Genomic DNA, 12,919 nt, shown 5'->3' with positions numbered 1-12,919 from the left:
GGTCGATGTCGATCCGCTATCTCACCGCCGACGCCGTCCGGCAGGCGGAACAGGCGACCGGGCATCTGCTGACCAACGGCTCGTTGATGCGGCGCGCATCGGTGGGTGTGGCGCAGGTGGTACTCCACGAGCTCGCGGCGACCGGCGGCTGTTATGGACGCCGGGTCGGCGGTGTGGTCGGCGCCGGTGACAACGGCGGCGACGCTCTCTATGCACTGGCCTTTCTGGCGCGCCGTGGCGTCGCGTGTACCGCCGTACTGCTGAACCCGGACAAAGCGCATGGCGGCGGCCTCGCTGCGTTTCGCCGCTCCGGCGGCCGGGTCGCCGAAGCGCTCCCGCCCGGGCTCGATGTGGTGGTCGACGGGGTCGTGGGGCTCGGTGGCCGGGGACCGCTGCGGGCAGCGGCCGCCGAGCATTTCGGGCGTCTCGCGCCCGCCGACGCCGGAGGGCCGGCGATCGTGTCCGTCGACCTCCCGTCCGGTGTGGATGCCGACACCGGACGGATCCACGACCCGGCCGTGCGCGCGACCGTCACGGTCACGTTCGGGGCACCCCGTCACGCTCACCTGCTCGCCGCCCCGCAGTGCGGGCGGGTCGCGGTGGTCGACATCGGCATCGACCCGCCGGGTTCTTCCGACGGTGCCGCGCCTCGACTCTCGGCACTCACCGACAGCGACGTCGCACGACTCTGGCCGGTGCCCGGGGCCGCTGACGACAAGTACACGCAGGGAGTGGTCGGGGTCATCGCCGGTTCGGCGCGCTACCCGGGCGCCGCGATCCTCGCCACGGGCGCCGCGGTGAGCGCGACGTCCGGGATGACCCGGTACGTCGGGACGGCTGCCGACGAGGTGGTCTCCCACTTCCCGGAGGTGGTCGCGGTGACGGCGCTCGACGACGCCGGACGCGTGCAGGCCTGGGTGGTCGGACCGGGGATGGGAACCGATGACGAAGCACTGGAGATACTCCGCGCGATCCTTGCCACCGACCTGCCGGTGCTCGTCGATGCCGACGGGCTCACTCTTGTCGCTGCTCATCCGGAGCTCGTCGCGAAACGTTCTGCCCCGACACTCCTGACCCCGCACGCGGGCGAGTTCGCACGTCTGACGGGCGCCGAGGTCGGGGCCGACCGGTTGCAGGCGGTCGCGGACCTGGCGTCGAAATGGCAGGTCGCGGTCCTCCTCAAAGGGCGGATCACGCTCGTCGCGGACCCTTCGGGTGACGTGTTCGGCAACGATGCCGGTTCGTCATGGGCGGCCACCGCGGGGGCCGGTGACGTCCTCTCCGGGATTGCGGGCGCTCTGATGGCATCGGGACTCAGGCCGTCCGTGGCCGGGGCCGCAGCGGCACGAGTGCACGGACACGCAGCCGATCTCGCCGCCCGCGGGGCGCCGATCGGCGCCTCGGCTCTGCTGGGCGCGGTTCGATCTGCGGTGCGGACGATCCGCGAGGGCGCCGCCGACCGATGAGTGTGGTCCGCCCGCGGTATGGCTGCCACCGTGGTCCACAACACATCGGTGCCTGCGCGCGCGTTCGGTGCACGACTGCCCATCTGGGACAATGGACGCGATGACCTCACCTGCCCTGACCGCGACCGTCGATCTCGACGCGATCGCCCACAACGTCGGCGTGGTGCGCTCCGCTGCGCGCGCCGACGTCCTGGCGGTGGTGAAGGCCGACGCCTACGGACACGGGGCGCTGCCCGTGGCCCGAACCGCGCTGGCTGCGGGTGCCACCGAACTCGGGGTGGCACACGTGGGGGAGGCGATCGCGCTGCGAGCCGAGGGGATCACAGCGCACATCACCTCGTGGCTGCACACGCCCGCTACGGATTTCGGCGCGGCGATCGCTCACGACATCGACATCGCCGTGTCCTCCTCCCGTCAGCTGGCAGCAGTCATCGCAGCAGCGGAAGCCCGGTCGACCACGGCCACCGTGACCGTCAAGGTGGACACGGGACTCAATCGCAGTGGCGTCGCCGTCGACGAGTGGACCGACTTCGCCGAATCGCTGGCGAAGGCTCGCGCCGACGGCGCGGTAGCGGTCCGGGCGATCATGTGTCACCTCGCGCGCGGCGACGAGCCCGACCATCCACTCAATTCCGAACAGGCGCGCCGTCTCGACGTCGCCGCCGATGACCTGCGCAGGCTGGGGGCAGGCCCGGAGGTCATGCACATCGCCAATTCCCCTGCCGCGCTGACCCGTCCAGATCTGGCGCGCGACCTGGTCCGTCCCGGTATCGCCCTCTACGGCCGGACGCCGGTGCCCGAACGCGGTGACTTCGGCCTGATCCCTGCGATGACGCTGGCCGCCGAGGTTTCGCTGATCAAGAAACTCGCTGCCGGAGAAGGCGTTTCCTACAGCCATACGTGGGTCACGCCGACCGACACGACGATCGCGATCCTCCCCGCAGGTTACGCCGACGGCGTGCCGCGGCTGCTCTCCGGCAGGTTCGCGGTCCGGATCAACGGTCGGTCGTTCCCGGGTGTCGGCCGAATCTGTATGGACCAGATGGTCATCGACGTCGGCCCCGACGGTGGGGGAGTTGCCGAGGGCGATCGGGCGGAGCTGTTCGGCACCGGCCGCGACGGAGGGCCGACGGCGAAGGACTGGGCGGACACGATCGGCACCATCGACTACGAGATCATCTCGGGAATCGGCCGGCGCGCGGTGCGCGAATACATCGGGGGCGCCCGTGGATGAGTCGGAGCGCATCGGGTGGTTGGCCGGGGTCACCGGTGTCGCCGCGCTCGGGGCCGTCGCGGCCGGTGGGGTCGCCCGCAACGTGGCCCGTCGCCGGACCGCGGACCGGGTGGATCCGTTTGCGGGGGTGGATTTCACCACTCTCTACGACGACCCCGCGAGCACCGTGACGACCGACGACGGGGTCGATCTCGCGGTCCGCACGGTGATCACGGGTCCGCCGGGAGCAGATCCCACCGGCGATCCGGAACTGACGGTGATCTTCGTCCACGGCTTCAGTCTGCGTCTGGCCAGCTGGCATTTCCAGCGCTACGAATTGGCAAGGCGGTGGACCGACCGGCGCATCCGGATGGTCTTCTTCGACCATCGCGGCCATGGCCGTAGCGGTCCGGCACCGGCCGAGAGCTGCACCATCACCCAACTCGGCGACGACATCGGTTCGGTGATCCGCGCCGCGGCGCCGACCGGACCGATTGTCCTGGTGGGGCATTCGATGGGCGGTATGGCGCTGATGGGACTCGCGCGCCGTGACCCAGCTCTTTTCGGGCCGCAGGGACGGGTGAGTGGGGTGGCACTGGTGGCCACGGCCTCCCGTGGGCTGACCGAGGTGGGTCTCGGTGAAGGACTGTCGAATCCGCTGCTCGACGCGTTCCGGTTGTCGGTCCGTCGCGTCCCCGCCGTGGTGCGCGCCGGCCGCGGGATCACCCGCCAGGTTCTCGAACCCGTCCTGGTGGCAGCCAGTTTCGGTCCGGACTTCTACAGTCCCAACGCGGGGCGCGCCGTCGAGAAGATGATCCAGAACACGCCCATCGAGACCGTCGTGAACTTCTTGGGCGCATTGGAGGACCACGATGAGTTCATGTCGTTGCCGATCCTCGCGCGTGTGCCGTCGGTGGTGGTGTGCGGCAACGCCGATCGCCTGACACCGTTGCAGACGTCGATGCGGATGTACGGGGAACTCGGGGAGGATTCGCGGCTCGTCGTGGTGGAGGGAGCGGGGCACATGGTGCAGATGGAAACGCCGGACGTCGTGACCGAGGCGATTGCGGAACTGGTGGACCGCGCGCGGCCGGCGAAACCGCAGCCCCGTCGTCGGTGGTGGCGAAGGCGGGTGTCTCGGTGAGCGCGCCGGTGGAACCTGGTGCGCCGGGTACGCGCACCCTGGCCGAGGTCACCGACACCGAGGACCTGGGACGCGAACTGGCCGCGACCTTGCGCGCGGGCGACCTGGTGATCCTCGACGGCCCGCTCGGTGCGGGCAAAACGGCGATGGCCCGGGGTATCGGCGCCGGGCTGAGAGTTCTCGGCAGGGTGTCGTCGCCGACCTTCATCATCGCGCGGGAGCATCGGCCGTCCGAGCCGGACCTGCCCGGCATGATCCACGTCGACGCCTACCGGCTCGGCGGTCTCGACGAATTGGATGCACTCGACCTCGATTCCGACCTGAACGGGGCCGTGGTCGTGGTGGAGTGGGGCGAGGGAGTCGCCGAACGTCTCGCCGAGCGACATCTGCGGGTACGACTGCGGCGGGAGTCCGAATCGGAAGTCCGCCGCGCCGAGTGGGAATGGGTGGAGCACTGATGTGGGTACTGGCCATCGACACCGCGACCGACTCGGTGGTGACCGGCGTCGCACGCCTGGGTTCGGCCGACGCCGGTCTCCCGGAGGTGTCGGCCGAGCGTGTCGTATCCGACGGACGCCGACATGCCGAGGTGCTGACCACGCTGATCGGTGAGGTCCTCGACGAGTCGGGCGTCGCGCGGGCCGACCTCGCAGCGGTGGTGGTGGGCTGCGGGCCGGGGCCGTTCACCGGACTGCGCGTCGGGATGGCGACCGGTGCGGCGTTTGCGGACGCGCTGGGGCTGCCCGCCTACGGTGTGTGTTCGCTGGACGCGGTGGCGGAGCAGGAATTCGAGAGAGCGAGCGGGGGATCGCTGTTGGTGGTCACCGATGCGCGCCGTCGGGAGATCTACTGGGCCCGCTATGTCGACGGGCGGAGGGTGAGTGGCCCGGAGGTCATCGCGCCGGCCCTGCTCGTCGAGGAACTCGCCGACACGCCCGTCGATCTCGTGAGCGGCTCCCCGCCACACGCCGAGCTCTTCGGCCGGCCGGTCGGTGCCGCGACGGTGCCCTCGGTGGCCGGTCTGGTGGCCACTGCGGCCGTCGACCTGCGGGCCGGTACACGGCCGGAACCCCTGGTGCCGCGCTACCTCCGGCGCCCGGACGCGGTGGAATCCAAAGACCGTCGGGCCCGGGCCGGGCAGAAGTGAGAGGTGAGGCGATGACCACGTCGGAGATGCTGATCGACGAGCTGGACTACTCGGACATCCCACGCTGCGCTGCGCTGGAGAAGGAAATGTTTGCCGACGACTCACCTTGGCCTGCAACAGCTTTCCGTGCCGAGCTCAACGCTCCCTACAACCGCTACTTCGCGGCCAGGGAGCGTCCCGGCGGTGAGGTCGTCGGCTACGCGGGGGTCTCCACGCTGGGATCGGCGGGATCTTTCGAGTGTGAGATCCACACCATCGCGGTCGCGCCGTCGCATCGTGGCCGGGGATTCGGGCGGGCATTGCTGCGGGCGATGCTCGACGTCGCCGACGACTGTGGCGCACCGGTTTTCCTCGAGGTGCGAACCGACAACGACACCGCCATCGACCTGTACGCGCGACACGGTTTCGTCCGGTCGGGCATCCGCCGGAACTACTACCAACCGTCGGGTGCGGATGCATACACGATGATCCGGCCGACTGCGACCGAGGTCGCCGCGCCGGAGTCGGGGAGTGCGTCATGATCGTGATGGGAATCGAGAGTTCGTGTGACGAGACCGGGGTCGGCATCGTCCGATGGGATCCCGATGGCGTGGGAGACGGCGGGAAGGGCACCGCCGCCCTGCTCGCAGACGAGGTGGCGTCGAGCGTCGAAGAGCACGCCCGTTTCGGTGGTGTGGTCCCCGAGATCGCCTCACGGGCGCACCTCGAGGCGATCGTGCCGACGATGCAGCGCGCCCGTGAGGTAGCGGGGATCGATCGCCCCGATGCGATCGCGGTGACGATCGGCCCGGGTCTCGCAGGTGCGCTGCTCGTGGGCGTCGCAGCCGCCAAGGCGTACGCGCTGGCCTGGGATGTCCCGCTCTTCGCCATGAATCACCTCGGCGGCCACGTGGCAGTCGACACGTTGGAGCACGGGCCGATGCCCGAGTGCGTGGCGCTGCTGGTCTCCGGCGGCCACACCCATCTGCTCCATGTGACCGACCTGGCATCACCGATCACCGAGCTCGGTACCACCGTCGACGACGCGGCGGGGGAGGCCTTCGACAAGGTGGCACGGCTCCTCGATCTGGGATTCCCGGGTGGGCCTGCGCTGGACCGTGCGGCGGCCGAGGGTGATCCGAGGGCCATCCCGTTTCCGCGGGGCATGACCGGACCCCGTGACGCCCGCTACGACTTCTCGTTCAGCGGCCTCAAGACGGCGGTTGCGCGCCACGTGGAGAAATGCGAGCGCGAGGGGGTCGACGTCCCGATCGCGGATGTGGCGGCGTCATTCCAGGAGGCGGTTGCCGACGTCCTGACCATGAAGGCGTTGCGTGCCTGCGCCGACCTCGGCGTCGACACGCTGGTGCTCGGCGGAGGTGCCACCGCGAACACGCGTATTCGTTCGCTGGCACAGGAGAGGTGCGCGGCGGCGGGGATCAACCTGCGTGTGCCCCGTCCTCGCCTGTGTACCGACAACGGCGTGATGATCGCGACCCTGGGTGCGCATGTCATCGCGGGCGGCGCCGAGCCCTCTCCGTTGAGCGTGGCCACCGATCCGGGGATGTCGGTCCAGGTCAGTCAGCTCTGACGCTGCAACAGCTCGCGGCAACCGAGTGAGTGATCGGCGAGTACGCCGCGCTGGGTCGGCCGGGCGCTCCGGTAGCGACTTTCGCCGTCCTCGGTGAGCTGGGCGAACACCGACCGTCGGTCCGATTCACACATGGTCCGGCTCGCGAGGCCGTCTTTCTCCAGACGTGCCACCACGCGGGACAGGGCGCTCTGGCTGAGATGGACGTGTTCGGCGAGCACACTCATGCGAAGTCTGTGTTCGTCTGCGGCCCACAGCAATTCGAGGACCTCGAACTCGCTCGCGGAGATCTTGTGATTGGCCTGCAGCTCACGGTCGAGTGCGCAGGAGACCCGCTGGTATCGGACCGACAGATCATGCCAGGCGGCGGCAAGCGCATCCTGGTCGGTTTCAGCGGTCATGGCGACACTCTACCACATGCACGTGCATTAAATGCGAAAGACAATAATGCGTGTGCATACGTTTTCCCGACCTGGGAGATCTTCCACCGCGGCGTGGTCGCGGGAAGGGTCGTACGCAGGCGCTTCCGGCCCGGGTGGCGACTCTCGAGGCGCCCGTCGATTGATTTTGCAGCCACCGCCCTTGAGTGCTGGCACTCTCGTGTATAGAGTGCTAGTCGGCACTGCGTGAAGCCTCGGCACCCGCGACGACGGGGCTTCGTATGGCGCCATGAACATCCGAACCACCGTTCGAACTCACTCAGTACGAAAGTTGAGGACTCACATCGTGGCGAGCGTGAACATCAAGCCGCTTGAGGACAAGATCCTGGTGCAGGCCGTGGAGGCAGAGACGACCACCGCGTCCGGTCTGGTCATCCCGGACACCGCCAAGGAGAAGCCGCAGGAAGGCACCGTCATCGCCGTCGGCGAGGGCCGGGTTACCGAGCAGGGCAACCGCGTCCCGGTCGACGTCAAGGAAGGTGACACCGTCATCTACAGCAAGTACGGAGGCACCGAGATCAAGTACGCCGGCGAGGAGTACCTGATCCTCTCGGCGCGCGACGTGCTGGCCGTCATCGGCAAGTAAGACCCGCGAATCACACCGCGTGTCCACCGCCCCGGAGCCCTCGTCGGGCGCCGGGGCGGTGCTGATTCTCCAAGCTGTTCCGCACTCTGAAAGAGATTCATGTCCAAACAGATCGAATTCGATGATGTAGCGCGCCGCGCACTCGAGCGCGGCATCAACCAACTGGCCGACACGGTGAAGGTCACCCTCGGCCCACGTGGCCGGCATGTGGTGCTGGCCAAGGCGTTCGGCGGCCCGAGCGTCACCAACGACGGTGTCACCATCGCCCGGGACATCGACCTCGAGGATGCCTTCGAGAACCTCGGCGCGCAGCTCGTGAAGTCGGTGGCCACCAAGACCAACGACGTCGCGGGTGACGGCACCACCACCGCGACCGTGCTCGCCCAGGCCATGGTCACCGCGGGCCTGCGTAACGTCGCAGCGGGTGCCAACCCGATCGCGCTCGGCGCCGGGATCGGCAAAGCCGCCGACGCGATCAGCGCCGAGCTGCTCCGGGTGGCCACCCCGGTCGACGGTGAGAAGGCGATCGGCCAGGTCGCGACCGTCTCGTCACGTGACGAGGAGGTCGGAGTCATGGTCGGCAAGGCGATGACCCGGGTGGGTGGCGACGGTGTCGTCACCGTCGAGGAGGGCTCCGGACTGGAGACCGATCTCGACATCACCGAGGGCGTGCAGTTCGACAAGGGCTTCCTGTCGCCGTACTTCGTCACCGATGCCGACAGCCAGGAGGCCGTCCTGGAGGATGCCCTGGTGCTCCTCTATCGCGACAAGATCAGTTCGCTGCCGGACTTCCTGCCGCTGCTGGAGAAGATCGCCTCCGAGGGTAAGTCCGTGCTGATCATCGCCGAGGACGTGGAGGGCGAGCCGCTCTCGACGCTCGTCGTGAACTCGATCCGCAAGACCATCAAGGCCGTGGCGGTGAAGGCCCCGTTCTTCGGAGATCGACGGAAGGCGTTCCTGGAGGATCTGGCTGTCGTCACCGGCGCGACGGTGATCTCCTCCGACATCGGCATGTCTCTCGCCGAGACCGGACTCGACGCGCTCGGTTCGGCGCGCCGCGTTGTGGTGACCAAGGACACGACGACCGTGGTCGAGGGCGCCGGTACCAAGGACGACATCGCCAAGCGTGCCGAGCAGCTGCGTCGTGAGATCGAGCAGAGCGATTCCGACTGGGACCGCGAGAAGCTGGCCGAGCGTCTGGCGAAGCTGGCGGGCGGCGTCGCCGTCATCCGGGTCGGCGCTGCCACCGAGACCGCGCTCAAGGAGCGCAAGCATCGTGTGGAGGATGCCGTCGCCGCGGCCAAGGCCGCCGTCGAGGAGGGCATCGTCATCGGCGGTGGTTCCGCGATCGTGCAGGCCGCGTCGGTGTTGGACGCGCTGGCGGCCGATCTGCCGGAAGACGAGGCGCTCGGCGTTCGCGTCGTCCGCGACGCGGCCCGCGCTCCGCTCTTCTGGATCGCCGGCAACGCTGGTGTCGACGGTGCCGTCGTGGTGGAGAAGGTGACCGGGTCAGATCAGGGCCTGGGGTTCAACGCCGCCACGCTCACCTACGGCGATCTGCTCGCCGAGGGGATCATCGATCCCGTGAAGGTGACGCGATCGGCCGTGGTCAACGCGGCATCGGTGGCACGGATGGTGTTGACCACCGAGACCGCCATCACCGACCGGCCCGAGGAGGCTGCGGCCGGCGGGCACGGTCACGGTCACGCGCACTGACGCAGAACGCGCGGGCACAAACCCCTCGGGGGCATCGATCCGGTCGGATCGATGCCCCCGAGGGCGTTTCGGTGGAGGCCGCGTGTCTCTAGCTGGCCATCCGGCGTCCGACCCCGCGCTTCATCAGCATGCTGCGCTCGGCCTCGGAGAGGCCACCCCAGATCCCGTAGGGCTCGGCTACCGCGAGCGCATGTTCACGACACTGGGCGATCACGGGACACTGGTGGCACATCTCCTTGGCGCGACGCTCGCGTTGGGCGCGTGCGCGTCCTCGTTCACCATCGGGGTGGAAGAACATCGAGGAGTCCACTCCGCGACAGATGCCTTGCATCTGCCAGTCCCAGATGTCGGCATTCGGGCCGGGAAGAAGATTGGGCTGAGGCATGACAGCGACTCCTTGTCTGCGAGTGGCACTCGTATTCATCAGTGCATCCACACAGTAGGCAAGCAAAAGAAAAGGAGTCAATCCCGCCAAATACCGGCTCAATGATGGTGAAACTTCGGGAATTGTTAACCCTGTGTTATGGAATCGGACCGGTCTACCATATACCCGGCAGTGGGTGTATCGGCCCCGGTTGGCAGGGGTTCTTGTCCGGGCTGAACTGCGAGTTGTCTTGTCTGGGGCGGCAATTCGGGTATCGCTGACGAGTGTTTCGCGACGGCTCCGCGGTCGCCGCCGTGTAACACGGGAGAAATCTGGAGATTATTCGTGCGTGATCTCGGAGCGGAATTAATGTTTGTGACGGCAGGTTAAATTCATGCAAACTAGAACTGGTTTCATCCCATTCGACGTTGACATATTCGCCGGTGAAACAGTGCCTGATATGGGCAAACGTACGGACGGGTATGCGCTGTGGGAGCGTGCGGTGCATCGGGGAGGTATAGGTCACACTGCGGCCGCTTTCGCCTTGCTCGACGACGTGGATCGCCTGGCGTCGGCGCGCGGCGACGATGTGCTCTCGTCGCTCGCCTTGTCGACGAGGGCCTCCCTGTGGCGACAGGCCGGCCGCCACCGGCGTGCTGCGGCCCTCGACGGGCGTGCGTTGCGGTCGGTGGGCGTCGAGTCACCGACAGGCGATGTGTGGCGCCGAGCGGCCGTCTCGGACGCGTTGGTCGGGCTTGCCGCCGATCATCTCGGACAACTCCGCCTCGCCGCCGCTGCTCGATTGCTGGCCCGGGCCCGCGATCATGTCGACCCCGATGATCCGGGGTGGCCGGCAGGCCGGCGCCCCCGGCTGCGGGTCGAATGGGTCTCATCCGAGCTCGCCATGTACGCCGGTGACGCCGTGGCGGCGATCGGACACGCCGAGGTGGGTTGTCGATTGGCGGAGATCGTCGACACCCCGAACGGCACCGCGTGAAGACCGACCTCATCGCAGCGGCGGCGATGGCCGCCAATGGTGATCTACATCACGCTGCAGAACGCGCGAGCGAGGTGACCAGGCGTGCAGCCGACGCCGGACTGATGCCGTTGCAGTGGGCTTCTCTCGCGTTGCGGAACGGGCTCGACCCGGCAGATGGGCAGGTCACGGCAGAACTCACCCGGACACGCTCGGAGCTCATCCGCCGAGGTGTGCCGTTCGACGCCGCCTGACGGCGGTGGGTGCGTCGAGCGTCGGGTGCGATCGCTAAGGTGACGTGGGGGAAACGGCTCACCGGCAACACCACGACCACATGTAACACGGGGATCTCAACTGACGATGAAACTGACGGGTGTTGAGCTGGACGAGGCTGTCCGTGCCGCGGGGCACGGCGATCGCGTTGCGCTCACGTCAGTTCTCGAAAGTGTGCAGGACCCCATCCTGCGCTACTGCCGAGGGCGAATTGGAGTCGGAGAACGCCATCTGTTCTCCGCCGACGATATCGCGCAGGAGGCGTTGATGGCGGTGATGACAGCGTTGCCCCGGTACCAAGACCAGGGCAGACCGTTCATGGCGTTCGTCTACGGGATCGCTGCACACAAGGTGGCCGACGCGATGCGCGTCGCCGGCCGTGTGAAGGCAGACCCTGTCGAGACCCTGCCGGAGACGATGTCCTTCACGGGCGGACCCGAGCAGTCGGCGCTCGACGCCGACGCGAGCCGCCGGATGAGGGCACTGTTGACGATCTTGCCGGAGAAGCAGCGTGAAGTGCTCGTTCTCCGCCTCGTGGTCGGCCTGTCGGCCGAGGAGACCGCCGATGCCATCGGCAGCACCGCAGGCGCGGTGCGGGTGGCCCAGCACCGCGCGCTGGCGAAACTGAAGGACCAACTGAGGAAGGCAGGTGAGGTCGATGAACGACGAGCGTGATCCTGCCGAACCCGGTTGGGACCTGAACCAGCCCATCGACATGACCTCGATGCACGTCGACGACGAGTTCATCGACGCGCTGTCGCAGGACCTGCCGGTCCCCACGCACGACGACACCGAGTATCAGCTCGCGGAGCTGCTGTCCGGTTGGCGTCATGAGACGCTCGCCGAACCGTTGCCGGAACTGCCGACCGTCGACGAGGTCGAGGCGGCGATCGCGGCCACCGAGCGCGCGCGTCGCGGCCGGGGCATGATCCGTCACCTGCGAGTCGCGTCGGGCGCGGCGGCGATCGTCGTGATCGCCGGTGCGGGACTGACTGTGCTCGCCGAGGGATCGTCGCCCGGTGATCCGCTGTGGGGTGTCAAGCGGGTCGTGTTCTCCGAGGCCGCGACGCAGACGCAGGCATCGATGGATGTGCAGTCGAATCTCGAAAAGGCCGAGGCCGCTGTGGCCGCCGGTGATCCGCAGCAAGCGGCCGAACTCATCGCGAAGGCGCAGAAGGATCTCGGACCCGTACGGGACTCGGAGACCCTGAACCGGATGAAGGACTGGATCGACCGGCTCCGTGCCCAGGCCGAGAAGACGGGTGCATCGCTCACCTCGACGGCGGGCTCGGTCTCGCAGAGTCAGCGGCCGAGTCAGGGGAGCAGGGGCCCCACGACGCCGCCGCGTGACCTGCGCCGGTCGCGGGTCGATGACGGCTCGTCTTCGGTCACCGTCACCAATCCGGCACCGCCGCCGGTGACGTCGGATGTCCCGACCAGTGGCGGCGGCAACCAGGGCCCCGGCAATCCCGGGAGTTCGGAACCGTCGACACCCCCGGATGTGCGGGACTCCGTCCCGACCACCACGGCCACGTCGTCGCCGGTCGAGCGCAGCGACGGGCAGCAGTCGGATCTCCCGACCACGACGTCGCCGTCCTCGTAGGTCCGTCGCCTCGTAGGTGCGGTTCAGCGTTCGTCGTCGACGTGGCTGCGCGCGTCTGCGTAGCCACGGCAGTAATCCCAGGTGACGTAGGCGTCCGGTCGTGGGTCCACGGCCGGCTCGTGCGGCCGTACGGTGCCGTCGATCAGGAGCTGCAGCAGGTTGGCGCGCAGCATGTCCCAGTCGTGATAGTGATCTTCGTGGCAGTCGTCGCACACCACGACGAGTCCGCGGACGCCCCGATGGGCCAGAAGTGCTTCATAGACCGCAAGGTCGGCCAGGTCCTCCTCGACGGCCATCCGCTCGTGCTCGTCGAGCGGGATGCCCGGTTCCACCGAGTCGAGCGCCGAGGCCGGGTCGCTGGGATCGTCCGCGAACGGGTCAGGCGGGAGGCCGGGTGGTAGGTGGTCACGCACACAACCAC

Annotated in this window: 16 protein-coding genes; 13 read left to right on the top strand and 3 right to left on the bottom strand. The window is 68.2% G+C overall.

The genetic code is table 11. The features are described 5' to 3' along the window. The first annotated feature begins 5 nt into the window (after positions 1-5). From GTV32_RS07980 to tsaD, 7 genes are all read left to right on the top strand, one after another. Positions 6-1,466, top strand: a complete 1,461-nt coding sequence (locus tag GTV32_RS07980; protein ID WP_161059686.1) for an NAD(P)H-hydrate dehydratase — start codon at positions 6-8, stop codon at positions 1,464-1,466. Between the two features lie 100 nt (positions 1,467-1,566). Then, positions 1,567-2,700 carry an alanine racemase gene (gene alr / locus GTV32_RS07975; RefSeq protein WP_161059685.1) on the top strand — a complete coding sequence of 378 codons (1,134 nt, stop codon included), beginning with the start codon at positions 1,567-1,569 and terminating at the stop codon, positions 2,698-2,700. Next, on the top strand, positions 2,693-3,823 hold the full coding sequence (locus tag GTV32_RS07970) for an alpha/beta hydrolase (RefSeq protein ID WP_161059684.1): 1,131 nt from the start codon (positions 2,693-2,695) through the stop codon (positions 3,821-3,823). The genes alr and GTV32_RS07970 overlap by 8 nt, the downstream gene beginning before the upstream one ends. After that, complete coding sequence (gene tsaE / locus GTV32_RS07965) at positions 3,820-4,281, top strand: tRNA (adenosine(37)-N6)-threonylcarbamoyltransferase complex ATPase subunit type 1 TsaE (protein WP_161059683.1); 462 nt, start codon at positions 3,820-3,822, stop codon at positions 4,279-4,281. The genes GTV32_RS07970 and tsaE overlap by 4 nt, the downstream gene beginning before the upstream one ends. Next, the gene (gene tsaB, locus GTV32_RS07960; RefSeq protein WP_161059682.1) at positions 4,266-4,970 is read left to right on the top strand and encodes a tRNA (adenosine(37)-N6)-threonylcarbamoyltransferase complex dimerization subunit type 1 TsaB; all 705 of its coding nucleotides are present in this window, start codon (positions 4,266-4,268) and stop codon (positions 4,968-4,970) included. The genes tsaE and tsaB overlap by 16 nt, the downstream gene beginning before the upstream one ends. Before the next feature lie 11 nt (positions 4,971-4,981). Beyond that, positions 4,982-5,491, top strand: a complete 510-nt coding sequence (gene rimI, locus GTV32_RS07955) for a ribosomal protein S18-alanine N-acetyltransferase (RefSeq protein ID WP_161059681.1) — start codon at positions 4,982-4,984, stop codon at positions 5,489-5,491. Beyond that, the gene (gene tsaD / locus GTV32_RS07950) at positions 5,488-6,540 is read left to right on the top strand and encodes a tRNA (adenosine(37)-N6)-threonylcarbamoyltransferase complex transferase subunit TsaD (protein ID WP_161059680.1); all 1,053 of its coding nucleotides are present in this window, start codon (positions 5,488-5,490) and stop codon (positions 6,538-6,540) included. The genes rimI and tsaD overlap by 4 nt, the downstream gene beginning before the upstream one ends. Here tsaD and GTV32_RS07945 read toward each other — a convergent pair. After that, positions 6,531-6,941 carry a MarR family transcriptional regulator gene (locus GTV32_RS07945; protein ID WP_161059679.1) on the bottom strand — a complete coding sequence of 137 codons (411 nt, stop codon included), beginning with the start codon at positions 6,939-6,941 and terminating at the stop codon, positions 6,531-6,533. The genes tsaD and GTV32_RS07945 overlap by 10 nt on opposite strands. 325 nt (positions 6,942-7,266) lie before the next feature. On the opposite strand from GTV32_RS07945, the gene groES reads away from it, so the two are divergent. Both groES and groL read left to right on the top strand, forming a co-directional pair. Next, positions 7,267-7,566 (top strand): co-chaperone GroES, encoded by a 300-nt coding sequence (gene groES, locus GTV32_RS07940; RefSeq protein ID WP_006334733.1) that lies wholly within the window; start codon positions 7,267-7,269, stop codon positions 7,564-7,566. A 99-nt stretch (positions 7,567-7,665) separates the two neighbouring features. Next, positions 7,666-9,282: a chaperonin GroEL gene (groL, locus tag GTV32_RS07935; RefSeq protein WP_161059678.1), complete on the top strand. Its 1,617-nt coding sequence runs from the start codon at positions 7,666-7,668 to the stop codon at positions 9,280-9,282. Positions 9,283-9,370: 88 nt separating this feature from the next. Here the strand turns inward: groL and GTV32_RS07930 are convergent, their stop codons facing one another. Beyond that, a complete protein-coding gene (locus GTV32_RS07930) occupies positions 9,371-9,667 on the bottom strand; it encodes a WhiB family transcriptional regulator (protein WP_161059677.1) in 297 nt (98 codons plus the stop codon). A 439-nt stretch (positions 9,668-10,106) separates the two neighbouring features. On the opposite strand from GTV32_RS07930, the gene GTV32_RS07925 reads away from it, so the two are divergent. The 4 genes from GTV32_RS07925 to GTV32_RS07910 all read left to right on the top strand — a co-directional run bounded on the left by GTV32_RS07925 (position 10,107) and on the right by GTV32_RS07910 (position 12,498). Continuing rightward, positions 10,107-10,643 (top strand): hypothetical protein, encoded by a 537-nt coding sequence (locus GTV32_RS07925; protein ID WP_161059676.1) that lies wholly within the window; start codon positions 10,107-10,109, stop codon positions 10,641-10,643. Then, positions 10,640-10,876 (top strand): hypothetical protein, encoded by a 237-nt coding sequence (locus GTV32_RS07920; RefSeq protein WP_161059675.1) that lies wholly within the window; start codon positions 10,640-10,642, stop codon positions 10,874-10,876. Before GTV32_RS07925 ends, GTV32_RS07920 begins: the two co-directional genes overlap by 4 nt. A 106-nt stretch (positions 10,877-10,982) precedes the next feature. Then, entirely contained in the window at positions 10,983-11,570 is a 588-nt protein-coding gene (shbA, locus tag GTV32_RS07915; protein ID WP_161059674.1) for an RNA polymerase sigma factor ShbA, read from the top strand. Next, a complete protein-coding gene (locus tag GTV32_RS07910) occupies positions 11,554-12,498 on the top strand; it encodes an anti-sigma-D factor RsdA (protein ID WP_161059673.1) in 945 nt (314 codons plus the stop codon). The genes shbA and GTV32_RS07910 overlap by 17 nt, the downstream gene beginning before the upstream one ends. A 23-nt stretch (positions 12,499-12,521) precedes the next feature. On the opposite strand, the gene GTV32_RS07905 is transcribed toward GTV32_RS07910, so the two are convergent. Then, positions 12,522-12,911, bottom strand: coding sequence for a DUF5319 domain-containing protein (locus GTV32_RS07905; protein ID WP_161059672.1), 390 nt, complete (start codon positions 12,909-12,911; stop codon positions 12,522-12,524). Between the last annotated feature and the right edge of the window lie 8 nt (positions 12,912-12,919).

This window comes from Gordonia sp. SID5947, from assembly GCF_009862785.1.
Lineage (GTDB): Bacteria > Actinomycetota > Actinomycetes > Mycobacteriales > Mycobacteriaceae > Gordonia.
The sequence above is the reverse complement of the archived record's forward strand: the minus strand, read 5'-3'. Positions and strand labels throughout refer to the sequence as shown.